Here is a 22,340-nt window from a genome sequence, read left to right on the forward strand (position 1 = left end):
CATTATAAACATTGGGGTTAAATAAGATTAACAACCTGTTTTTCAACCCCGGCGCCGCACTGATTATGTGATCCATATCAAAGATGCGAGGCGGCCGGTAGTCGTATTTCGACGGTACGAAAAAAATCGATCGGCGTCACGGTAGGTGCAACCGGGATCACGACAAACCTCGCTGACACCCTGAGCCAGCAATACAGACTCGGCGAGACCTGCGAGGTCACATAGCCAGTGCCCCGCACGATTTGCGTGAAAAAAGCCTTCCGCACGAGCTATCGAATCGACAAACGCCGTGCGAACTTCTTCACCCACTTCAAAATTGTCCTGCGAAATACCCGGTCCTATCCAGGCCAACAGCTGCTCATTCACGGACGCCATGCTCGCAAGCGTCGCCTGAATCACTCCTGCCCGCAGGCCACGCCAACCGGCATGTATCGCGGCAACCTCGGTGCCATCACGATTACAAACCAGGATCGGCAGGCAATCTGCCGTCATCACTACTGCGACGGTTCCAGGCTGGCGCGTGATCGCGGCATCGGCGTCTCGGCTGCCGCCCTGCTCCAGTGTAACGGCATGAATGCCATGGGTCTGGTTAATCCAGCAGGGTTCGGCCGGAAGGTCCAGCACCTGCTGCAGCAACACGCGATTTTGCGCAACATGATCGGGATTGTCACCCACATGCAGTGCCAGGTTGAGACTGTCAAAAGGAGTCAGACTGAAACCACCGGCACGCGTCGTGGTAACGGCGCGGACAGTGGCAGGTGCACTCCAGCCCGGCTCTATCAATTTAATCATACTGAATCAGTGACTCCAGCAAGTTTTCGAAATCCCCCGGCAAGGGCGCCTCGAAGCTGACCGGCTCGTGGCTGCGCGGATGCTCGAAACTCAGCCGTTCAGCGTGCAGGGCCTGTCGGCTAAAGTCCCGGATCACGGGCCGCAAGGCCTCGTGGATACCGGCCGGGATGCGCTGCCGACCTCCATACACGCGGTCTCCGAGTAACGGATAGTTGATATATGCCATATGGACCCGAATCTGGTGAGTACGTCCGGTTTCGAGCTGTATTTTTATCAAGCTGTAGTGATTAAACTTGCGCGCAACCTGAAAATGCGTGATCGCTGGCTTGCCGCCCGCCTGTACCGACATTTTTTTGCGGTTCTGAGGGTGGCGACCGATGCTGGCGTCGATACTTCGACCTGCAGTTACAACGCCCTGGGCAATGGCCACGTATTCACGCTTTATCAGGCGCTGTTGCAGTTGCTCGATCAGCCAACTATGCGCCGTCAGGTTGCGGGCAACCACCATGACCCCCGTGGTATCCTTATCCAGTCGATGCACAATACCGGCACGCGGCAATTGTCCAAGCCTCGACTCATGCGCGAGTAGCCCGTTAACCAGGGTCCCATCCAGATGACCGGCAGCAGGATGCACGACCAGGTTGGCCGGTTTATTGACCACGATAATATCTTCATCCTGGTACAGAATTTCGAAGTCGACGGCCTGCGGCCGATCGGAGATTCTGATCTGCTCGGGAACATCGAGGTCTACCAGGTCACCGTCGACAACCTTTTGCCTGGATTTACAGAGTTCATCATTAACAGAGACAAATCCCTGCTGGATCCAGGACTGAATCCGGGCGCGCGAGTATTCGGGAAGTAGTCGGTGCAGGGCGTTGTCCAGGCGGTTCCCAGCCTGTTGCTTTCCAATCTGGAAACTTTGCTGAATTAATTTCATGCGCTGGTTATACTACCCGTTTTTCGCTCGACAAGCCCCCCGGATCTTAACAAACTAACTCAATGCGTTTCATTACTTACACCCTTCTCGCACTATCCTTGGTTGCCTGTGGCACAGCCAAAGAGGAAATAGACCCCACCGCGGAATGGAACGCGGAAAGGTTTTATCTTGAAGCCCGCGCGGAACTCAACAAAGGCAACTACCTGACCTCGATCGAGTACTACGAGACCCTGGAATCGAGATATCCATTTGGTAAGCACGCAACCCAGGCGCAAATCGACGTCGCTTACGCCTACTATAAATTCAATGAGCCAGATTCCGCGATCACCGCGATTGATCGCTTTATCAAGCTGCATCCGCGTAACCCGGCCGTTGATTATGCCTATTATCTTAAAGGACTCGTCAATTTCGAACGCGGTGGCACGATCCTCGATGTACTGTCCGAGCGTGACCTGTCGGAATTCGACAAGAGCCTCTTGCTGACTGCATACAATGATTTCAGGCTCCTGGTGCAACGCTTTCCCGATAGCATATACGCGGAAGATTCGGGTCGGCGCATGATTTTTCTGCGCAACGAGCTAGCCAGAGCCGATTTTCGGGTTGCCAGCTACTACGCGACGCGAGATGCATGGGTTGCTGTTGCCAACCGAACCAGATTTATTCTGCAAAACTACCAGGGCGCAAGCGTGATCAAATCAACCCTCGAGCTACAGCTCAAGGCTTACCAGGCACTTGAACTCGACGAACTCGCACGTGATACCCAGAGAATAATCGATTTAAACTACAACCAGGATTCCTGATGGAGTACCGGCAACTCGGTCACAGCGATATCCACGTCAGCGAGATTTGCCTGGGCTCGATGACCTGGGGCACACAAAATACTGAAGCCGACGGGCATGCCCAGATTGATTACGCGCTCGATCACGGCGTTAATTTCATTGATACCGCGGAACTGTACCCGGCGATTCCCATGACTGCGAAAACGACGGGCAAAACCGAAGAAATAATCGGAAACTGGTTGCAGGCCTCGGGAAAACGCGACCGGGTCATTCTGGCGAGCAAGGTAGCGGGAAAAGGGAACGCCGACGTCCAGGATGGTATTGCAATAAGCCCGCAGAAAATACGCGTCAGCATCGAGGGCAGCCTGAGACGATTGCAAACCGACTACATCGACCTGTATCAATTACACTGGCCAAATCGAGGTCACTATCACTTCCGCCAGAATTGGCGCTTTGATCCAACCAAGCAGGATAGTCAGGAAACCCTGGATCACATTTTTACGACCCTGGAATACCTGGGGGAGCTGGTCGCCACAGGTAAGGTGCGTACCATAGGTCTTTCCAACGAGACCTGCTGGGGAACCTGTCAATTTCTAAAAATCGCAGATGCCAATGGTTTCCCGCGCGTTGTTTCGCTGCAAAACGAATATAGCCTGATGTATCGCACCCATGACCTCGATCTGGCGGAGCTTTCACATCACGAAAAAGTCGGACTTTTACCCTATTCACCGCTGGCCTGTGGCATGCTGACTGGAAAATACCAAAAAGGCATCAGGCCGAAAGGCTCGCGCATGACAATCACTCCCGATATGTATGGTCGCGTTAATGACAATACCTGGACAGTCGTCGATGTCTATGTTTCGATTGCCCGAAAACACGGCATCGATCCCGCGCAGATGGCAATTGCCTTCTGCAACCAGCGACCTTTCGTGACATCAAGTATTATCGGCGCTACCAGTATCGACCAACTGGGTGTAAATCTGGGGGCTGCCGAGCTTGAACTCGGTGAAGAAGTGCTGGAAGATATCCAGTCTGTATACCGTCTCCATCCAATACCTTTTTAGCAAAAACGATGAACCAAGCTGACATTGTTGCTGAAATGCAGGTACTGCCTGAAATCGATGTCCAATTTGAAATCCGACGACGGGTCGATTTTATCAAATACCAACTAGAACTCAGTGGCCATAAAACACTGGTGCTGGGAATCAGTGGCGGTGTCGATTCCTGCACCTGTGGCCGCCTGGCACAAATTGCGATTGACGAACTCAACCAGGATAACGCCCAATATCGATTCATCGCGGTTCGCCTGCCTTATGCAACCCAGGCCGACGAAACCGACGCACAGCTGGCACTTGACTTCCTTAAGCCCAGTCATAGCGTAACGGTCAACATCCAGCCCGGCACCGACGCTATCCACGCGTCAATCCTGGAGGCCCTGGCCGAACAAGGATTGGCGGACCAAACATCTGCCAAGCAGGACTTCGTCAAGGGTAACGTCAAGGCGCGCATGCGCATGATCGCGCAATATGAAATCGCCGGCCTGCTCGAAGGACTGGTGCTCGGTACAGATCACTCCGCCGAAAACGTAACTGGTTTCTATACCAAGTACGGTGATGGTGCCTGCGACATGGTGCCATTGTTTGGGCTCAACAAGCGCCAGGTGCGACAGCTGGCTGCGGAACTCGGCGCACCCGAACAAATCATCACCAAGATCCCGACCGCGGATCTCGAGTCACTTGCACCGTCCAAGCCCGATGAGGAGGCTCTCGGCTTGAGCTACGACCAGATCGACGATTTCCTCGAGGGTAAAAAAATCGATCCCGTCGCCGAGCATCGCCTCATCCACATCTTCCTGACCACCGCCCACAAGCGCCAGCCCATCGCCACCATCTACGACCAATAATCAACGATCGTCCCGCGCACGAGCTTTCCAATAAACGGCAACCGCAGAAGCCCCTCGCAACTGGCTGGGTGGCCTACGGCTTCCCGAAAACGCATCGAATTTAAACGGCAAGGCGAGACTCGACATCCGTGTCTCGACTCGCCACAGGCCGCATCCATGCGGCCTGACCCTTTAAATTCGATGCGTTTTCGGCACCCAGCCTTTACGTTGCGAGGGGCTTCTGCGGTTGCCTTCCGCATTGTTTCTATCACTTAGTAATTTTCTTGGACATCGGACGACTAATATTACGGGTCTATAAATTTGCAGGCCACCCCGGGGAGAAGCTCACAAAAGTGTAGCGCGGCAGGGACGCCGCGCTCCAAGCGATTCCATGGATGGACCAACCGGCGCTTGCGCCGGTTGGCAGCGTCTTTTGTGAGCTTCTCCCCGAGGTGGCGTTTCGAAGCTAAAGAATTAAGCGTTGAGGACGGATTCGGCCTGCAGGTCGGCGTGGTAGGAGGAGCGCACCATCGGGCCGCTGGCGACCTGCTCGAAGCCGATCGATTCGGCATAGGCACCAAGCTCGTCGAACTCTTGCGGTGTGACGAAGCGTTCCACGGCGAGATGATCCAGGCTGGGCTGCAGATACTGACCCAGGGTCAGCATGTTCACGTCATGTGCGCGCAGATCGCGCAAGACCTGCTTGACCTCGTCAATCTCTTCACCGAGGCCAAGCATCAACCCGGACTTGGTTGGTACCTGCGCGTGCAGTTGCTTGAACTTTTGCAGCAGGTCCAGCGACCACTCGTAATCGGATCCCGGACGAATTTTGCGATACAGCGAGGGCACCGATTCGAGGTTGTGATTGAACACGTCTGGCGGCGCCTGAGTCATAATTTCGAGGGCAACATCCATGCGGCCACGGAAGTCCGGGGTTAAAATCTCAATCTTGATTTCGGGATTCAGCTTGCGCGTTTCATGAATGCAATCGACGAAATGCTGCGCACCCCCATCGCGTAAATCATCCCGGTCGACCGACGTGATGACGACATAGCGCAGTCCCATGTCGCAAATCGTCCGAGCCAGGTTTGCCGGTTCATCCCGATCCAGCGGATTCGGCCGGCCATGACCGACATCGCAGAACGGGCAACGCCGGGTACAGATATCACCCATGATCATAAAAGTGGCGGTACCCTTGGAAAAACACTCGCCGAGATTGGGACAGGATGCCTCTTCGCACACCGTAAACAGGCTGTTCTCGCGCAAGCGCGCTTTAAGCTGCCTGACCCGGTCCCCGGTGGGTGCCTTGGCACGTATCCACGGCGGCTTACGCTGCACCGTTCTGGACGGTACAACCTTGATCGGTATACGAGCCACCTTGTCGGCACCCTTGAGCTTAACGCCCTGAATAACCTGGTTCTTTTTCACTTAAATTCCCAATAAGTATGCCGGCCAGTGTTTGGCCCACCTGCTCGACCCCATCGGTGACACCCAGGTCACTCAATTGCGTGACCGCAAGGCCCGAGTATCCACAGGGATTGATCCGTGCAAACGGCTCGAGATCCATATCCACGTTTAAACTCAGGCCATGATAACAACATCCTTTTCGTATGCGCAATCCAAGCGCGGCAATCTTGGCTTTACCAACATAAACACCCGGCGCTCCTTTGCGAGTGTGTGACGCTAACTGGTAATGCTCGAGTAAATCAATGACAGATTTTTCGATCCTGGCGACCAGCCCTTTAACGCCGAGGCCGAGCCGCGTGATATCGAGCAGGCAGTAAAGCACCAACTGTCCCGGTCCGTGGTAGGTAATCTGGCCACCCCGATCAACCTGCACAACCGGAATATCACCGGGATTCAGCAGGTGTTCGGCACGCCCGTTCAAACCCTGGGTGAAAACCGGGGCATGCTCGACGATCCAGAGTTCATCAGGGGTTTCCGGATTTCGCCGATTGGTGAACTCCCTCATCGAATCCCAGGTCCTCTGGTAATCAGACCTGCCCAGGTACTTGACTGCGATAGGCTTTGGCAAGATCGTCACCTGCAGCGAACAAGTTTGACAAGAATCCACACCCTTGAGTGTACACGAGAGTCATTCAGCATTTTGAAAGAAATCGAGTCATGGCGCTGCAAATACAACCGCCGCGCTGTATCCTAAAGTGACATTACGACCGCTTCGCAGTCATACAGGTCCTGGTATATCTGTTCCAACTGTTGTTGGCTATAAACGGTGAAAGTGAGCGTCAATGCCTGGTACTTCCCGCCTTTGCTGACACGTCGACGAACTTCGATATGCTCTGCCTGGGGGCATTTTGACCTGATCAACGCCAGCACAATAGTTTCAAAATCATCGGTTTGCTTGCCAAACACCTTGAGTGGAAACCGACTGGGGTAATCGATTAGTGCCAGCGCAGATTCGCCGGCGCCCGGGTCTCGGCTCATCAGCGGAACATTAACTTGATGCTGTCCAGCGCCCTGACAAAGAAACTGCCTGCTGCCACATTCTGCATCGCGACGATGTTCTCCGACAGAACCAGTTCATCATCGAGTTTTATGCTGACCTGGCCGAGTTGCTGTCCTTGAGCAATAGGTGCTGAAATTTCGCGGTCGATTTCCATCGCAGCATCGAGATCCCCGTAACGTCCCCGCGGAATCGTTATATGGATATCCCTACCCACGCCCATGCTGACCTGCTCCTGCTCCCCGTACCAGACTCTCGCTGTCTTAAGCACCTCTTCGGCACGATATAGTTGATGCGTTTCGAAATACCGGAAGCCGTAATTCAAAAGCGACTGGCTGCTTTGTGTCCGCGCCTTGTCCGATTCGGCACCCAGCACCACGGAGATCAGCCGCATTTCTTCACGCTCGGCCGAAGCCACCAGGCAAAACCCGGCTGCCTCGGTATGGCCGGTCTTCACCCCGTCTATCGTTTCATCACGCCACAGCAGTCGATTTCGATTAAACTGCCTTATTTCATTGAAGGTGAACTCGCGTTCTTTATAAAACCGGTAAGATTCCGGAAACTCCCGGATAACCGTCTGGGTTAATACCGCGATATCGCGCGCACTGCTGTAATGATCTTTATGCGGCCATCCGGTCGAGTTAACAAAATTGCTGTTGGTCATTCCAAGTAACTGTGCCTGGTGATTCATGTAACCTGCGAAGGCCGATTCCGAGCCGGCAACATGTTCGGCCAGTGCCACGCTGGCATCATTGCCTGACTGTATGATCAATCCTTTAAGCAAGTCTTCAACCGATACCTGCTTGCCCACCTCTACAAACATTTTGGACCCTTTCATACGCCAGGCCTTCTCGCTGATGGTAACCATGTCGTCCAGGGAGATGTCGCCATCGGCGATAGCCTTGTCTACCAGGTAAGCCGTCATCAACTTGGTAATGCTGGCCGGCTCAATATGTTCGTCCGGATTATTCTCCGCCAGCACTCTACCCGATTCAAAATCGATCAGGATATAGCTTGTCGCATTGATTGCCGGGGGATCCGGTATGGGTTTTGCGACGGCCCAGCCTGACGCGGAATAGAGCGACGCAATAACAGATAACAAGAGCGTGACGATTTTCATATTAGCTTAGTATTTACAACAGGCTTGTAACGAGACGCGATTGTATCGATCGCTGACATTGCTCACAAGGTTTATTCGGAAGCGTCCGCCACTACGATGCGAGCGGTTTGAAAACCCTTTATCTTGAGACGTCTGACGATTGCATTTGCCTCGTCGATGTCGTACAGGGGTCCAACCCGGACCCGATAAAAGAGCCCGCTATTGGTCTGCTGGCGTGACACTTGCGCCGTGGATTCGTTAGCATCTATCAGATTCCGAACCAGGTTATTTGCGTTCACGGGATTAGCGAAAGAACCCATTTGAACGTATAAGGGGATATTCGTATCCGCTTCATCGGTCAACGGGATACTGCGTACTATGCTGGTGGGTTTACTTTCGCCGGGAGCCAGCGCGCTTATCTCGACATGGGCGGTACCGGGTCCGTCGACACCCAGCTTTTTCGCCGCCGCGTAGGACAGGTCGATTATTCGACCATCGATAAACGGGCCCCTGTCATTAACCCGAACGACAATCGAGCGACCGTTATCCAGGTTTTTGACATGCACATAAACCGGTATTGGCAGCGTCTTGTGTGCCGCCGTCATGGCATGCATGTTATAGACTTCGCCGCTGGAGGTCGGACGACCATGAAACTTGGTCCCATACCAGGAGGCGACACCACGCTGCCTGAAGCCATCGGCGCTATCGAGCACACGGTAGCGTTTGCCAAAAACAACGTAGGATGACGGGTTTCCCTGCTCCGACCGGGTTGTTTTCGGAACCCCGGAGTCCTGCACGCCCGCCTGATTGCTGATCGGCACCCCGAAGGTACAGGCGCCAAGCGTAAAAATTACCGGTAACAGAAAAACGAGAAATCGCGTCATATCAACTTTTTAAACTCCCGACTGATAAGTTTGGCGAGTTGGTATACGGCCATCGCGTATAGTTCGCTATGATTGTAACGCGTTATGACATAAAAATTCTGGAATCCTGCCCAGTATTCCGGGCGATCTTTTTGTTGCAGCCTGACCAGGGCTACCGGTGTCTCCTCGGTGATATCGAATGTAGACGTCAGGCCGCTCTGTTTTAACTGTGCCCACTTGTAGTCAGTTTTCACACCGGGCTCGAGGCTATCTACGGTATTGTTTGCGCTGACTACAAGCGGCCGTGCGACGCGTCCATCACGCTGCCATCCGTGTCTGACAAAATAGTTTGCAATACTGCCAGCTATATCAGGAATGCTGTCAAACAAATTGGTCTGTCCATCCTCGTCAAAATCGATCGCGTAGTTACGATAGCTCGAAGCAATGAATTGCGGCACACCCATCGCACCGGCATAGGATCCTCGCAGCGCGCGCGCGTTAAACCCCTGCTCCTTGGAAAGCAACAGAAACTCCTCCAGTTCGCGAATGAAAAACGAGGCCCGCCGAGGATAGTCAAATGCCAGCGTAACCAGGCTGTCGAACACGGGATCTTTTCCCTTATAGGTACCATAAAAAGTTTCCACACCAATAATCGCAACGATTATCTCTGCGGGTACCCCGGTTTTTTCACTGACCTCGGCAAGAAGTTCGCGATGCTCGAGCCAGAATTTGGCACCCTGTTCGATACGTTTGTCCTTGACGAAAATACCGCGGTACTGATACCACTCGAGTTCCTTTTCTGCGGGCCGATCCAGTTTTTCAAACAAATGGGACTGCTTCTTTACCTGGGCAAACAAATCCACAAGTTCCTGTTCGCTATAGCTGGTTTCCGCGGCGATACGTTTGACAAAGGCAACTACGTCGTCCCGATCGCGGTAATCACCACCCGGTATTTCGAGCGCTGACACCGCGGGAGTCACAAATAAAACGATGATAATTAGTATTTTTTTCATCAAACCAGGAATCGCTTTGCCGATCGAATTGACATAATTAAACCAAAGCCCATCATCAGAGTCACCATCGAAGTACCACCGTAGCTGATCAACGGTAACGGCACCCCCACCACGGGCAGCATGCCGGCTACCATACCTGTATTTACGAACAGGTAAACAAAAAATGTCAGGCTCAGTGCACCAGCGAGCAGTCGTCCGAAATTCTCCGTGGAATTCGCCGCAATATAAAGCCCACGGAAGATAATTGCCACATAGATCAATATCAGGACAATGCTGCCAAAGAATCCAAACTCTTCACCAAATACCGAAAAAATAAAGTCGGTGGAACGCTCTGGAATGAAGTCCAGTTGTGACTGTGTGCCATTTAACCAACCCTTACCATAAACACCACCCGAGCCAATCGCAATCTTTGACTGAATAATATGATAACCCGATCCGAGGGGATCGCTCTCGGGATCCAGCAGGGTAACAATCCGATCCCGCTGGTAGTCGCGTAATGCAAACTTCCACAGCAGGGGCGCCATCAATGAAAACAATACGCCCAGGCTGATCATGACCTTCCAACGAACGCCGGCAAGAAACAGTACGAAAAAACCGGCGCTGGCAACCAGGATAGCAGTTCCGAGATCGGGTTGCCTCGCTATCAGTATCACCGGAATTAATACCAGTATCGACGAAACCACGAGCTCCTTCAAACCAACCGGCAGGACTCGATTGGCCAGATAGGTCGCAACGATCATGGGTACCGCAAGCTTCAGGATCTCCGAGGGTTGAAAGCGAATTAAACCGAGGTCCAGCCAGCGCTGCGCGCCCTTGCCTACTTCGCCATAGAACATGACGGCGAGCAACATCGCAACACCCGCGACGTATAACCAGATCGAAATCTTTCGAATCATTCGCAGCGGTATATTCGCAACAGCCAGCAGTAGTAAAAGTGCGACCACGATCCGGGTCATTTGACGAATCACGACGGCATGGTCGGATCCACTGGCGCTATACAACACCATGCTGCCGAACAGGGCCAGAATAACCAGCAACGACAGCAATATAGGATCCAGCCTCAGCGCGTCCAGCACACGCCGCGTTATCGAAGTCGTGTCGGAATCCAGTGCCTGGTTCATAACTTCTCCAACAGGTAGGCGTCCATGATACGTCGCGCTATCGGGGCAGCCACCGAGCTGCCGTGACCGCCATTCTCGACAATCACGGCGACGGCAATCTGTGGATTATCCGCGGGTGCATAACTGATGAACAGCGCATGATCACGCAGTTTTTCAAGCACGGTTTCCTCGTCGTATTCTTCGTCCTGCGCCACTTCAAACACCTGTGCGGTACCGGTTTTCCCGGCCACCTTGTACTCAATGCCCTGGCCGATGCCGTGGGCTGTTCCGCGCAATCCATGCACAACGTTGATCATGGCCTTGTGAATATGCTCCCAGTTGTGCCCCCTTTTTAGCTCGTATTGACCCACCACGCGGTTCGCAATTTCGACGCGATTGTATTCTGGAACCTTTTCAACCGACCTGACCAGGTGAGGTTGATACCGGGTTCCCCTGACAGAAAAAGCGGCGATGGAATTAGCGAGCTGAAGCGGCGTCACCAGCAGATACCCCTGGCCAATGCCGGTAATCAGGGTCTCACCCGGAAACCAGGGCATACCGTCATGGCCCCTTTTCCATTCTCTTGACGGTAATATGCCATTACGTTCCCCGGTACTGTCCACGCCCGTTTTAATCCCGAATCCGAACTCGCCCAGGAATGAAGACATGCGATCTATTCCGAGCCGAAAGGCGAGATCATAGAAATAGACATCGCAGGACTGGGTAATCGCATCGGTCAGATTCATAAGACCGTGCCCCTGCTTTTTCCAGTCACGATACCTGCGCTCTTCGTTGGGAAGCTTATAGAATCCAATGCAATAGGTTTCTTCTTCCTTTTTCGCGAGCGCCGATTCAAGCCCTGCTAATCCATAGAAAGGCTTGGTCGTGGATCCCGGAGGGTATTGCCCCGAAAGCGCACGGTTAAACAGGGGGCGTCGATGTGAATCGCGCAATTCATTGTACTTGCTGAAACTGATACCGTTGACGAACAGATTGGGATCGAAAACCGGCATCGACACCAGCGCGAGAATCTCGCCATTGTTCGGGTCGATTGCAACCACCGCACCCGTTTGGTCCCCGAAAGCCTCCTCGGCGACCTTCTGCAAGCCGGAGTCAATGGTCAGGTGCAGGTTGTTACCCTGGAGCGGCGGAGTTTCGTCCAACACGCGCAGGGTGCGGCCATTGGCATTAACCTCGACATGTTGCACTCCGACTGAACCGTGCAGCTCATGTTCGTAGAATTTTTCCAAGCCAAGCTTGCCGATATGCGTGGTACCGGCATAATCGATTCCATCAACTTCGGCCAGATCTCTTTCGTCGATACGACCAACATATCCAAGCGCATGCACGGCATGTTCACCTTGCGGGTAATGACGGGTCAGGCGGGCATTGATCTCAACCCCTTCGAAGCGGTGCAGATTAACCGCCAACCTGGCCACCTCTTCGTCTTTAAGATTCAAGCGTAGTGGGATACTCTCGAAGGGTCGGCGGCGTTTTAAAGACTGTTTGAATCGTTTCAGGTCCTGGTCGCTGTACTCAACATACTGTTTCAACTGCTGTAACGTGCTATCCAGGTCTTCTACCTGCTCACGGATGATCTCGAGCCGATAGGCAGGCAGGTTATTGGCCATGACCACGCCATGGCGATCAAAAATCAAGCCTCGCGTCGGCGGCAATGCCTTGATGCGAACGCGATTACTGTCTGAAAGGGTCGAAAAGTGCTCATGCTCGACGATCTGCAGTACGTATAACCTTCCCAGTACCAGGCTTAGTAAAATCACGATAAAAATCGCCGACAACACCAGGCGGCGTCGAATCAAACGGCTTTCAAGGTAATCGTCTTTTAACTGCTCTCGCTTCGACATTGAAACGGATTTAACCTTTGGGACTGCGGATCATTGGTGGATGTGTCGACAATAGCAGAAAAATAACAAAAAAAGCGGCGGAAATATGTAAAGAAGTTTCATTATGTGGATAAAAACCGATATCATTCACGCGTTTTTTTACCGTACCGTTATATATCGGGGCGGTAATCTCTAAAAATAAATACGAAATTTGGGGAAACCGTATGGAGTTAGCTAACCTGTTGCCGCCGCTTTTCGGCGCCTTTGGTCTGGTCGCGGCCGCGATGATCTATGCCGCCGTCAAGAAACATCCTGAAGGCGAAGGCAAGGTCGTAGATATCGGCAATCAAATCCACCTCGGCGCCATGGTATTCATGAAACGTGAATACAAGATGCTGGTGATATTTGCCGCAGTATTAATCGTCCTGTTGTGGATCTTCCTCGGCTGGAAAACGGCATTTTGTTTTCTGCTCGGTGCACTGGCTTCGGGTACGGCTGGTTTCATCGGCATGAACACCGCAACCCGCGCTAATGTGAGAACCACCACGGCAGCGCACAACGAGGGCGCCGCCGCGGCTCTGACCGTCGCCTTCTTCGGCGGCTCGATCATGGGTCTTGCCGTCGCATCGCTGGGCTTACTTGGCCTTGGCATCGTATTCTTTATGTTTTCGGGTGATCTCGAATCAATCCACGCCATCCATGGTTTTGCCATGGGCGCATCCGTGGTCGCACTGTTCTCACGTGTTGGTGGCGGTATTTTCACCAAGAGCGCCGATGTCGGTGCCGACCTGGTGGGCAAGATCGAAGCCGGAATCCCGGAAGACGATCCGCGTAATCCGGGTGTTATAGCCGACAACGTCGGCGATAACGTTGGCGATGTCGCCGGCATGGGTTCCGATATCTTCGAGTCTTACTGCAATTCGATGATCGCGTCCATCGCGATTGCGTCAACCTTGACGGTTAGCGTAGCCGCAAAATTGGGTGGCCAGGCAGCGATGATGAATTTACCGCTGGCGTTGGCTTCGCTGGGACTGTTGTGCTCAATCGGCGGCATAATGATCGTCAAGATCAATTCCGGAAAGTCGCCCGAGAAAGCCTTGCGCATGGGTACCATGGGATCTTCGATACTGTTTATCGTCCTGGCCTACTTTCTGATATTAATGCTGGACCTCAGCAGTGGAATCTGGGTTGCCGTGCTGGCCGGTGCGGTGGGCGGCATTATCATCGGCCTGGTCACCGAGTACTATACCGCCGGCAAACCGGTAGAACATATCGCAAAGTCCGGGGAAACCGGAGCCGCGACCGTAATGATCAGTGGCCTTGCAGTAGGCATGCAGTCGGTAGCGGTTCCGATACTGACGATTTGCGGCATTATCTGGGTCGCCAGCGAGTTTTCAGGTCTTTACGGCGTCGGGATCGCGGCGGTCGGTATGCTCGCCACGGTCGGGATCACTATGGCAATTGATGCTTATGGTCCGGTCGCCGACAACGCAGGCGGCATTGCCGAGATGGCGGGTCTTGGTGAAGACACGCGCAAGATAACCGATTCGTTAGATGAACTGGGTAATACTACGGCCGCGATCGGCAAGGGATTCGCGATCGGGGCAGCGGCGCTGGCGGCGCTTGCAATTATCACCGCTTACATCGAAACCGTGTCGGTCAATGTCGAGAATTTCGAGCTCGTGCTGAATAATCCGGAAGTCTTGATCGGTCTGTTTATCGGTGGGGTCATTCCTTTCATCATTGCCTCACTGACGATGACCGCAGTCGGTGACGCAGCCTTCGAAATGATCAAGGAGATCCGCCGTCAATTCAAAGAGATCGATGGCTTGCTCGAAGGCAAGGCCGAGCCCGACACCGCGCAATGTGTCGATATCGCGACTACTGCGGCACTTAAAAAGATGATTGTTCCCGGTGTTATCGCGGTGAGCGCCCCGCCGCTGGTAGGTTTCACCATTGGCGCCGAAGCGTTGGGTGGCATGCTTGCGGGTGGCTTGTTGAGCTGCGTCTTGATGGCGCTGATGATGGCGAATGCCGGCGGTGCCTGGGACAACGCCAAGAAGTTTATCGAAAAGGGTAATCTGGGTGGCAAGGGTACCGATACCCACGCCGCGGCTGTGGTCGGGGACACCGTTGGAGACCCCTTCAAAGACACGTCAGGACCTTCAATGAACATCCTCATCAACGTCATGGCAATCGTCAGCCTGGTTATTGCACCGCTTCTGGGCTGACCCGATATCACACAGTTACCGGATTAAAGGGTAGTGCTCGCACTACCCTTTTTATATCCCCTCAGGATAAATGTTTTTTAAGGATTTTTGCAGTATTCTGCAGTTATCGTAATTGATCCGCGGTGTTGGATTCATCGAACTCCCGCGCGGAAAGAGAGCAAAACCAGAATCAGGTGGAAATAATAACATGAGTGCCAAGAACGCATTTTACGCACAGTCCGGCGGTGTTACGTCGGTAATCAACGCCAGTGCCTGTGGCGTCATCGAAACCTGTCGCCAGCACAACGATAAAATCGGTACCGTATTTGCCGGCCGTAACGGAATCATTGGCGCGTTGAGTGAAGAACTCATCGACACCTCGCGCGAATCCGATGCCGATATAGCAGCGCTCAAAAAAACACCCTCGGGCGCGTTCGGTTCTTGCCGTTTCAAGCTCAAAAGCCTCGAAGAAAATAGACGCGAATACGAACGCCTGATCGAAGTGTTCAGGGCGCACGATATCGGCTATTTCTTTTACAATGGCGGCGGTGACTCGGCTGACACCTGTTTCAAGGTGTCGCAGCTATCCGAAACCATGGGCTTTCCGGTACAGGCAATCCATATACCCAAAACCGTGGATAACGATCTGCCGATCACCGACAATTGCCCGGGATTTGGCTCCGTCGCCAAGTACATCGCGATTTCGGCCCTGGAGGCTTCATTTGACGTGAGATCGATGGCTAAAACATCAACCAAGGTATTTATCCTGGAGGTCATGGGACGTCACGCCGGTTGGATCGCGGCCGCAGGCGGATTGATCGAAGATTACGATATACCGGTACTGGTGCTGTTTCCCGAGGTGGATTTCGATCACGACAGGTTTGTTCAGGCGGTACAGGAAAAAGTAGAAACCCATGGTTATTGCACGGTCGTGGTCTCGGAAGGTGCGCGTAATGCCGACGGCAGTTTTCTCGCCGAACAGGGTACCCGCGACGCTTTCGGACATGCGCAGCTTGGCGGCGTGGCCCCGGTCGTTGCCAATATTGTCAAGGAGGCACTGGGTTACAAGTTCCATTGGGCGGTGGCCGATTACCTGCAGCGCGCCGCGCGCCATATCGCTTCGACCAGCGATCTGGAACAGGCTTATGCATTAGGTCAGGCTGGTGTGGAAATGGCGCTGGCGGGCAAAAATGCGATCATGCCGACGATCGAACGGATTTCGAACGACCCGTACCAATGGCAGGTCGGCAGCGCGGCACTGGCCGATGTAGCTAATGTTGAAAAAACAATGCCCCTCGATTTCATCACCGAGGACGGTTTTGGAATAACCCGGAAATGTCGCGACTATCTCTATCCCCTGATTCAGGGTGAAGCATACCCCGATTACGACGAACGCGGGATGCCACGCTACGTCGTATTGCAAAACCAGCTGGTCGATAAAAAACTCGGTGCTTTCGATCTTCAGTAAAATGCGCAGGTTATTGCAATAGATGGCAGACCCGGATGTCATAACATGCACGGTTGGTTATAATTTCATGCCTTATCACCAGATAACAAAAACATGATACTGGACCGGGTTAGCAGCGGCAGCAACGTGCCCGATGACGTCAACGTCATCATCGAAATACCGTCGCATAGCGATCCGGTCAAGTATGAAGTCGATAAAGATACCGGTGCCATGTTTGTTGATCGTTTCATGGGTACGTCGATGCACTATCCCTGCAATTACGGGTACATTCCGCAAACGCTATCCGAGGACGGCGACCCGGTCGACGTTCTCGTGGTAACCCCGATCCCGGTCATCAGTGGTTCGGTTATTCGCGTCAGGCCGTTGGGCATGCTCTGCATGACCGACGAAGCCGGCAAGGACTCTAAAATCATTGCGGTACCCATCGACAAGCTGTCGAACCTGTATTCGAATATGAGCAGCGTGCATGACCTGCCAAGGTCGTTGCTTGATTCGATCGCGCATTTCTTCGACCACTACAAGGACCTCGAATCCGGTAAGTGGGTTGAAATCGACGGCTGGGTCGATACCGACGAAGCCAGGCGCGAAATCCTCGACTCCATCGAGCGCTACAACACCGAGTCCCCCTAGTCGCCTCAACTCTGATCGAGGGCTTTCAAGAGCAAACTTCAATCAGCGCAAACGTTTGCAATACCGCCCATGCCAATCCGGGGATAAAGCCTGCAAAAGGCGCTCCCAACTGGCGCAAGCGCCAGTTGGTCCATCCATGGAATCGCTTGTCGCCCGATGTGTCGGACCACGGCATCCCTGCCGCGCTACACTTTTGCAGGCTTTATCCCCGGATTGGCAGAGATCTTGAGGCGTGGGCGCCGGTATTGTCTCGCGGGACGCTGTGCGACAGAGATGTCGCACGCGAGCCTACACGGACGTATTTACGGCGATCCCGCGAGACAATACCGGTGACCGCGCCGTAAGAAGGCTGTTTTCAGGGGATTCAAGGATGTTGGTGCAGTTAGTCTTTGCCGAAGAGCATGGCGCGCTCGTCATAGCCGACCTCGGTGACCTTGCGCAATTCGGTGTAGTCGATATGGCAGATACAATTTCGACCCGATTGCTTTGCTTCATAGAGATACTTGTCCACCGAATCGACAAAATCAACGAGATCAAGAATGCTGGTTTTCATGTATACACTTGCACCCATGCTGGCGGTCAGCCTGATTTCGCCATCATCAATTGGTAGCGGACTCTCGCTAACATGTTGGCGAATGCGGTCGGCAACCTTTACCGCGAGATTGAGATGTGTCTCGGGGAAAATCACTGCAAACTCTTCACCGCCATAACGGCAAACGATGTCCGTGGTGCGCACATCGCCGGTGAGAATTGATGCAACATGCTTCAGCGCGCGGTTTCCAATTTCATGGCCATAGGTATCGTTAACCGCCTTGAAGTGATCAAGATCGACTAACACCAGGCTGGTTGGAATCCCGCTGCGCTTGGAGCGATCCATTTCGGCCTGCAATATGGTTTTGAAGTGGCGAAAGTTAAACAACCCGGTCAAGGCATCGGTAGACACCAGTTCGGATAGTTCCTCTATCTGGTTACGCAGCCTTTCGATTTCATCCAGCCATTCGCAGCTGGCTTCGCCGACAGGGCACTCGAGTGGCTTGGGATCGGAATCACTCATCTTTATTCAGTTCTTCGATGCGCTCCCTTGCTTCAGGTGTTGCGCCCGGGCCCGCTTTTATCATAACGTCGCGTGGTTTTAATGCTTCACCCCGGGCAGAGTAAACCTGCACTTGAGGTATCGGCTGGCCCTGCTCCCGATCAAGGAAAATGACCGGTTTATTATCTTCACCGAATACCCACTTATCACCCCATTGGGTTAGTGCGACCAGCAAGGGCATCATCTCTTTTCCCTTCCTGGTCAGTATGTATTCGTGGCGCTTGGCACCTTCCTTGACGGGTACCCGGTCGAGGATCTCGTTGGCACAAAGCTTTTTCAACCGGGCGGTGAGGATGTTTCTTGCAATTCCCAGGCGTCCCTGAAATTCTTCGAAGCGCCGCGTTCCGAGAAAAGCCTCGCGTATAATCAGGATCGACCATCCTTCCCCGATAATATCGAGCACATGGCCTACCGATCGTTTAAGCGGATCATATTTCTCAGGCTTTAACATTGACCAAAATTGCTCGGTTGATTAACACAGGTTCCGATGTCGCGGGCATCCTTGCTGCTTTCTTCATACCGCCTTAGCATCATCAGTTTTACTTTAAAACTTTTAACCGATTCCCGGGCACAGGTCAACTGCTCCCATCGGATTCGAGCGCACCGCAGTTACTGTTTTCGAAGCAGGGTAATCCATCATCGATTTGATAGTACTTGGCCGCCTCGGCCACGAAAACGTGCCCGATTGTTTTGAGTTTGCCACTGTCGTCCAGCGAGCCTGCCGACACGGATAACTTGTCACTGCCGTTGCGGGCATCCCAAAACAGGCTTGCACCACAACGGTTGCAGAACCCGCGATATGTATCTGGCGATTCGTCATGGTACCACTGCAGGCTATGCTGACTATCAAACACCAGGTCAGATCGCTTTACTGAAGTATAGGCCGCAATATGGCCGTGAGTTCGGCGACAGTTGATACAGTGACAGTTAATGATATCCCGACAGGGTCCTGTAATTTGATAGCGAACCCCCCCACAGAGGCATCCTCCCGACAGGATTTCTAGCTTGCCGTTATTCATCGAATATTTCGTCTATCGGCATGATCTCGTTAAAAGAATGTATTGCATCGAAGTCGCTTATCTCACGTCGCGGGGCCTGTGAATCGGGTTGGTAAATTGCGAGCAGGTTGTCAATTCCATACTCGCGAGCCGACTGCAAGGCATGCAAATTATCATCTATCAACAGGGTGCGCTGTGCTGTAAACGGGTGGCGTTTGTGAACTTCGTGCCAACACTGTGGATCTTCCTTGGGCAGAGAAAATTCATGTACTGTTATGAGACGATCAAATTTATGTGCCAGCTGCGTTTTATCCATCTTCAACGCCAGGCTATCGTGATGGGCATTGGTAACCATAACGACATCCTTGTTGGCGGCGCGTAAAGCGTCAAGGAAATCGATGCAAAATGGTCGAATTGCAACCTTGTGGCTGACCTCGTGCTTCAACTCAACTACATCGATTTCGAGCATTTCACTCCAGTAATCGGTGCAATACCAGTTCAGGCTGCCTTCAATCTTCCGGGTTAGCCTGACGATGTGCTGCTTTGCGGCGCTGGGTTCAACACCCTTGATCTCCGCGTACCGCAGCGGCAGATATTCCTGCCAGAAATAATTATCAAAATGCAGGTCCAGCAGGGTGCCATCCATATCGAGCAGCACTGTTTCAATGACCCGCCAATCAATCACTTTTAATAATCCGGTCGGTCGGGCACCCCGGGTTCATCCAGACCTAGAGATCGCGCGCGACGCGTATTCCAACATTGTAGTGGCCTTTTTCGCTCTTGAACTTTTCACGATTTTCCACGCGCATTGAGCTGGCAGGGCTACCGTAAGCACCACCTCGTACCACTCGGACATTGCAGTCACCGCCTTCCCAAACGCTACCGTCAGCAGGGGCATCATTATAATTAGAATGGTAACAATCATGCACCCACTCAAACACATTGCCAGCCGTATCGTACAATCCGAATGCATTCGACTTGTAGGTGCCGACCTTGGCCGGCTTACTGGTACTGAAATCGCTCTTGCAATCGAAACAATGTGCGTTACCGGCTCCTGGCTTTAATCCCCACCAGAACGAACTCGTCGTGCCGGCTCGTCCGGCATATTCCCATTCTGCCTCGGATAGCAGGCGATACTTCTTACCGGTTTCCTTAGCCAACCAACGCGTATAGGCATTCGCGTCATCCCAGGAAACGTTGATTACCGGATGCGTCTTGATGTCCCAGCCGTTACTTTTTGGTTTTTTACGACCGGTTGCACTGGCGAAACGATAGTACTCGGCGAAAGTTATCTCGTAAACCGAAACCATGAATGACGCAACATTAACCTGGTGTCGTGGCACCTCGTCTTGCGCAACAAGGGATGACGCGCCGCCCATGCGGAATCTTCCCGCCGGTATCTTAATCATAGTTGGACCATGGCCACCCGATTTAAGTCGGTCTCTGAATACGTCAGCCTTGTCCACGTACACCGGTTTGGGTTCGGGTTCAACGGCGGGCTCGGGCTCGGCGACGGGCTCGGGTTCTGGTTCTGGTTCGAAAACCGGTTCCAGCTTGGCTTCTAGTTCAGCCTCTATCTTCTGCGTGGTCGTCTCTACAATTTCCGTGCCTTTTTCCACGGCCTCATCGACGAAACCTTTCTCCCATGCAAAATAACCGCCGCCCCCCAATAATCCCAAAACGATCAACCAGACCAGCCATTTGTAAGATCGTGGTTCTCTCGGTTCCCCGGGAAACCGAACTTCGGCAACACGCGCTACCGGTTCCTGAGCCGGCGCTGGTTCTGCTTGCTCCGCATTCCGTTCATACCTGGCTTCACGTTCCTTGACATCGATAACTATCAGGGTCGTATTATCCTGGTTAATCTTGTTGGCATCCTCTACCGCTTTCAACAGCGCGTAAACACATTCCTTTGCAGTCGAGGACCAGGAGGAGTACTGGATAATGGCTCCGGCTCCCAGGGTATCTAGCCCATCACTTGCCACGATAACGCGATCACCGGGTCGAAGTTTGATCGGGGTTTCAGAGACATCGATGCTGCTGATTTCTTCTCCGGTCATTGCGCTCATCAACATGTTGCGCGACATACCCGCCTGCTCGTCGATTTCCATGCCCTGCTCTTTCATCATGTCGAGGTAGGCACCGTAACTGTGATCGGCATTTTGCTTGATCAACTCGCGGTCACGAATCAGGTAGAGATGACTATCGCCGACGCTGACCCAGTAAAGATTACTATCCTGCACGTAGGCGGTAACCATGGTGCAGCCCATGCCACGTAATGCCGGGGTTTCCTTTACCGAAGCCCGGATCTGATCGTTGGAGCGATTGAGCGCGTCGGTGAGAACCTCGGCAACCTCGGTGGTGGGAAAACTTCCTTGAAATGTCTTGTTGAAAGTTGCAACCACCATATTGCTGGCGACATTACCCGCCGCATGGCCGCCCATGCCGTCGGCCATGATTATGAGTGAACATATATCGCCATTATCAGCTTCGCCCAGCTGATTGACCATGTAAGCGTCTTCCTGATAGTCGCGTGCACCATCGATCTGATCGCTGGCAATATCGAATTCAACTTTCATATTGTGATTATGGTTATCGTGTATCGCGCAATCGCAATTAGGAATATAGCAGTATAGTTAAATTTAATTCTAGTTTATCGATGATAACTCCATAAAAACACTATATTTTCTAAAAAGAAACATGGGTCTTTCGGTGACCATTTACGAACGGCTGGTAATCCGTTTGTTTCAACAGCTGCAAGGCTAAAAAGAGATTTCCGGTTAGATCAGCCCAATCCTTCCATTGCCAGCCATAACATTTGCTGTTTCCCCCTGCCAGCAGCGATCGTGCATCAGCGCATTCTGCCTCAAAATACAACGAGATTGTATGTTTATGCGCCGAGAAAACATTGCTGGTTATACCGACAAATCGAAGTTCCTTAAGCTGCAGTCCGGTCTCTTCGTGCACCTCCCGCCGCGCTGCCTGTTCGGGTGATTCACCGGCGTCAATCCAGCCGCCCGGTAACTGCCATTCAAACCCGGATTGCCCGGACTTGCGCTGGCCAAACAGGACCTTGTGCTGATGGGTTACGATAACCGCAACGCCACATGCGACCCGGTTATCTCTGGTGTCGATATTAGTCTCGCTCAAGATATCGCCTGGCATTTG

General features: G+C 52.9%; 22 protein-coding genes. 6 read left to right on the forward strand and 16 right to left on the reverse strand.

Annotation, left to right across the window (positions count from 1 at the left end; translation table 11 throughout):
- Window positions 1-63: 63 nt before the first annotated feature.
- Both pgeF and rluD read right to left on the reverse strand, forming a co-directional pair.
- Window positions 64-789: a peptidoglycan editing factor PgeF gene (gene pgeF, locus OES20_02095; protein MDH3633472.1), complete on the reverse strand. Its 726-nt coding sequence runs from the start codon at window positions 787-789 to the stop codon at window positions 64-66.
- On the reverse strand, window positions 785-1,729 hold the full coding sequence (rluD, locus tag OES20_02100; protein MDH3633473.1) for a 23S rRNA pseudouridine(1911/1915/1917) synthase RluD: 945 nt from the start codon (window positions 1,727-1,729) through the stop codon (window positions 785-787). The genes pgeF and rluD overlap by 5 nt, the downstream gene beginning before the upstream one ends.
- Before the next feature lie 62 nt (window positions 1,730-1,791).
- On the opposite strand from rluD, the gene OES20_02105 reads away from it, so the two are divergent.
- From OES20_02105 to nadE, 3 genes are read left to right on the forward strand one after another with little or no spacing between them, the layout of a single operon-like run.
- The gene (locus OES20_02105) at window positions 1,792-2,529 is read left to right on the forward strand and encodes an outer membrane protein assembly factor BamD (protein MDH3633474.1); all 738 of its coding nucleotides are present in this window, start codon (window positions 1,792-1,794) and stop codon (window positions 2,527-2,529) included.
- On the forward strand, window positions 2,529-3,572 hold the full coding sequence (locus tag OES20_02110; protein ID MDH3633475.1) for an aldo/keto reductase: 1,044 nt from the start codon (window positions 2,529-2,531) through the stop codon (window positions 3,570-3,572). The genes OES20_02105 and OES20_02110 overlap by 1 nt, the downstream gene beginning before the upstream one ends.
- An 8-nt stretch (window positions 3,573-3,580) precedes the next feature.
- The gene (nadE, locus tag OES20_02115) at window positions 3,581-4,411 is read left to right on the forward strand and encodes an ammonia-dependent NAD(+) synthetase (protein MDH3633476.1); all 831 of its coding nucleotides are present in this window, start codon (window positions 3,581-3,583) and stop codon (window positions 4,409-4,411) included.
- Window positions 4,412-4,864: 453 nt separating this feature from the next.
- Here nadE and lipA read toward each other — a convergent pair whose 3' ends face one another.
- The 8 genes from lipA to mrdA form a co-directional block, all read right to left on the reverse strand.
- Window positions 4,865-5,818 carry a lipoyl synthase gene (gene lipA / locus OES20_02120; GenBank protein MDH3633477.1) on the reverse strand — a complete coding sequence of 318 codons (954 nt, stop codon included), beginning with the start codon at window positions 5,816-5,818 and terminating at the stop codon, window positions 4,865-4,867.
- Entirely contained in the window at window positions 5,787-6,362 is a 576-nt protein-coding gene (gene lipB, locus OES20_02125; GenBank protein MDH3633478.1) for a lipoyl(octanoyl) transferase LipB, read from the reverse strand. Before lipB ends, lipA begins: the two co-directional genes overlap by 32 nt.
- Before the next feature lie 185 nt (window positions 6,363-6,547).
- On the reverse strand, window positions 6,548-6,835 hold the full coding sequence (locus OES20_02130; protein ID MDH3633479.1) for a DUF493 domain-containing protein: 288 nt from the start codon (window positions 6,833-6,835) through the stop codon (window positions 6,548-6,550).
- The gene (locus tag OES20_02135; GenBank protein MDH3633480.1) at window positions 6,835-7,974 is read right to left on the reverse strand and encodes a D-alanyl-D-alanine carboxypeptidase; all 1,140 of its coding nucleotides are present in this window, start codon (window positions 7,972-7,974) and stop codon (window positions 6,835-6,837) included. Before OES20_02135 ends, OES20_02130 begins: the two co-directional genes overlap by 1 nt.
- Before the next feature lie 71 nt (window positions 7,975-8,045).
- Window positions 8,046-8,837 carry a septal ring lytic transglycosylase RlpA family protein gene (locus OES20_02140; protein ID MDH3633481.1) on the reverse strand — a complete coding sequence of 264 codons (792 nt, stop codon included), beginning with the start codon at window positions 8,835-8,837 and terminating at the stop codon, window positions 8,046-8,048.
- Complete coding sequence (mltB, locus tag OES20_02145) at window positions 8,834-9,829, reverse strand: lytic murein transglycosylase B (protein MDH3633482.1); 996 nt, start codon at window positions 9,827-9,829, stop codon at window positions 8,834-8,836. The genes OES20_02140 and mltB overlap by 4 nt, the downstream gene beginning before the upstream one ends.
- Complete coding sequence (gene rodA, locus OES20_02150; protein ID MDH3633483.1) at window positions 9,829-10,950, reverse strand: rod shape-determining protein RodA; 1,122 nt, start codon at window positions 10,948-10,950, stop codon at window positions 9,829-9,831. The genes mltB and rodA overlap by 1 nt, the downstream gene beginning before the upstream one ends.
- Complete coding sequence (gene mrdA / locus OES20_02155) at window positions 10,947-12,794, reverse strand: penicillin-binding protein 2 (GenBank protein MDH3633484.1); 1,848 nt, start codon at window positions 12,792-12,794, stop codon at window positions 10,947-10,949. The genes rodA and mrdA overlap by 4 nt, the downstream gene beginning before the upstream one ends.
- A gap of 203 nt (window positions 12,795-12,997) precedes the next feature.
- Here mrdA and OES20_02160 point away from each other — a divergent pair, with 203 nt between their 5' ends.
- From OES20_02160 to ppa, 3 genes are all read left to right on the forward strand, one after another.
- Window positions 12,998-15,004, forward strand: coding sequence for a sodium-translocating pyrophosphatase (locus OES20_02160; protein MDH3633485.1), 2,007 nt, complete (start codon window positions 12,998-13,000; stop codon window positions 15,002-15,004).
- Between the two features lie 187 nt (window positions 15,005-15,191).
- The gene (locus OES20_02165; protein ID MDH3633486.1) at window positions 15,192-16,451 is read left to right on the forward strand and encodes a 6-phosphofructokinase; all 1,260 of its coding nucleotides are present in this window, start codon (window positions 15,192-15,194) and stop codon (window positions 16,449-16,451) included.
- A 93-nt stretch (window positions 16,452-16,544) separates the two neighbouring features.
- Window positions 16,545-17,081 (forward strand): inorganic diphosphatase, encoded by a 537-nt coding sequence (gene ppa / locus OES20_02170; GenBank protein ID MDH3633487.1) that lies wholly within the window; start codon window positions 16,545-16,547, stop codon window positions 17,079-17,081.
- 382 nt (window positions 17,082-17,463) lie between these two features.
- On the opposite strand, the gene OES20_02175 is transcribed toward ppa, so the two are convergent.
- From OES20_02175 to OES20_02200, 6 genes are all read right to left on the reverse strand, one after another.
- The gene (locus OES20_02175; GenBank protein MDH3633488.1) at window positions 17,464-18,135 is read right to left on the reverse strand and encodes a GGDEF domain-containing protein; all 672 of its coding nucleotides are present in this window, start codon (window positions 18,133-18,135) and stop codon (window positions 17,464-17,466) included.
- Window positions 18,128-18,625 carry a helix-turn-helix transcriptional regulator gene (locus tag OES20_02180; protein MDH3633489.1) on the reverse strand — a complete coding sequence of 166 codons (498 nt, stop codon included), beginning with the start codon at window positions 18,623-18,625 and terminating at the stop codon, window positions 18,128-18,130. Before OES20_02180 ends, OES20_02175 begins: the two co-directional genes overlap by 8 nt.
- Window positions 18,626-18,749: 124 nt before the next feature.
- Window positions 18,750-19,193 (reverse strand): GFA family protein, encoded by a 444-nt coding sequence (locus OES20_02185; GenBank protein MDH3633490.1) that lies wholly within the window; start codon window positions 19,191-19,193, stop codon window positions 18,750-18,752.
- Window positions 19,186-19,857 carry a GMP/IMP nucleotidase gene (gene yrfG, locus OES20_02190; GenBank protein MDH3633491.1) on the reverse strand — a complete coding sequence of 224 codons (672 nt, stop codon included), beginning with the start codon at window positions 19,855-19,857 and terminating at the stop codon, window positions 19,186-19,188. The genes OES20_02185 and yrfG overlap by 8 nt, the downstream gene beginning before the upstream one ends.
- Window positions 19,858-19,900: 43 nt before the next feature.
- A complete protein-coding gene (locus OES20_02195; protein MDH3633492.1) occupies window positions 19,901-21,751 on the reverse strand; it encodes an SUMF1/EgtB/PvdO family nonheme iron enzyme in 1,851 nt (616 codons plus the stop codon).
- 109 nt (window positions 21,752-21,860) lie between these two features.
- Window positions 21,861-22,322, reverse strand: coding sequence for an NUDIX domain-containing protein (locus OES20_02200; GenBank protein MDH3633493.1), 462 nt, complete (start codon window positions 22,320-22,322; stop codon window positions 21,861-21,863).
- Between the last annotated feature and the right edge of the window lie 18 nt (window positions 22,323-22,340).

Source organism: Gammaproteobacteria bacterium (assembly GCA_029862005.1).
GTDB lineage: Bacteria > Pseudomonadota > Gammaproteobacteria.

What these genes read in the sequence shown, in the direction of transcription:
- mltB (MDH3633482.1), bottom strand. Translation starts at nt 9,829, where the DNA reads ATGAAAAAAATACTAATTATCATCGTTTTATTTGTGACTCCCGCGGTG.
- OES20_02135 (MDH3633480.1), bottom strand. Translation starts at nt 7,974, where the DNA reads ATGAAAATCGTCACGCTCTTGTTATCTGTTATTGCGTCGCTCTATTCC.
- OES20_02180 (MDH3633489.1), bottom strand. Translation starts at nt 18,625, where the DNA reads ATGTTAAAGCCTGAGAAATATGATCCGCTTAAACGATCGGTAGGCCAT.
- mrdA (MDH3633484.1), bottom strand. Translation starts at nt 12,794, where the DNA reads ATGTCGAAGCGAGAGCAGTTAAAAGACGATTACCTTGAAAGCCGTTTG.
- OES20_02195 (MDH3633492.1), bottom strand. Translation starts at nt 21,751, where the DNA reads ATGAAAGTTGAATTCGATATTGCCAGCGATCAGATCGATGGTGCACGC.
- OES20_02160 (MDH3633485.1), top strand. Translation starts at nt 12,998, where the DNA reads ATGGAGTTAGCTAACCTGTTGCCGCCGCTTTTCGGCGCCTTTGGTCTG.
- OES20_02175 (MDH3633488.1), bottom strand. Translation starts at nt 18,135, where the DNA reads ATGAGTGATTCCGATCCCAAGCCACTCGAGTGCCCTGTCGGCGAAGCC.
- rluD (MDH3633473.1), bottom strand. Translation starts at nt 1,729, where the DNA reads ATGAAATTAATTCAGCAAAGTTTCCAGATTGGAAAGCAACAGGCTGGG.
- OES20_02165 (MDH3633486.1), top strand. Translation starts at nt 15,192, where the DNA reads ATGAGTGCCAAGAACGCATTTTACGCACAGTCCGGCGGTGTTACGTCG.
- lipB (MDH3633478.1), bottom strand. Translation starts at nt 6,362, where the DNA reads ATGAGGGAGTTCACCAATCGGCGAAATCCGGAAACCCCTGATGAACTC.
- OES20_02110 (MDH3633475.1), top strand. Translation starts at nt 2,529, where the DNA reads ATGGAGTACCGGCAACTCGGTCACAGCGATATCCACGTCAGCGAGATT.
- ppa (MDH3633487.1), top strand. Translation starts at nt 16,545, where the DNA reads ATGATACTGGACCGGGTTAGCAGCGGCAGCAACGTGCCCGATGACGTC.
- OES20_02185 (MDH3633490.1), bottom strand. Translation starts at nt 19,193, where the DNA reads ATGAATAACGGCAAGCTAGAAATCCTGTCGGGAGGATGCCTCTGTGGG.
- nadE (MDH3633476.1), top strand. Translation starts at nt 3,581, where the DNA reads ATGAACCAAGCTGACATTGTTGCTGAAATGCAGGTACTGCCTGAAATC.
- OES20_02130 (MDH3633479.1), bottom strand. Translation starts at nt 6,835, where the DNA reads ATGAGCCGAGACCCGGGCGCCGGCGAATCTGCGCTGGCACTAATCGAT.
- OES20_02140 (MDH3633481.1), bottom strand. Translation starts at nt 8,837, where the DNA reads ATGACGCGATTTCTCGTTTTTCTGTTACCGGTAATTTTTACGCTTGGC.
- rodA (MDH3633483.1), bottom strand. Translation starts at nt 10,950, where the DNA reads ATGAACCAGGCACTGGATTCCGACACGACTTCGATAACGCGGCGTGTG.
- OES20_02105 (MDH3633474.1), top strand. Translation starts at nt 1,792, where the DNA reads ATGCGTTTCATTACTTACACCCTTCTCGCACTATCCTTGGTTGCCTGT.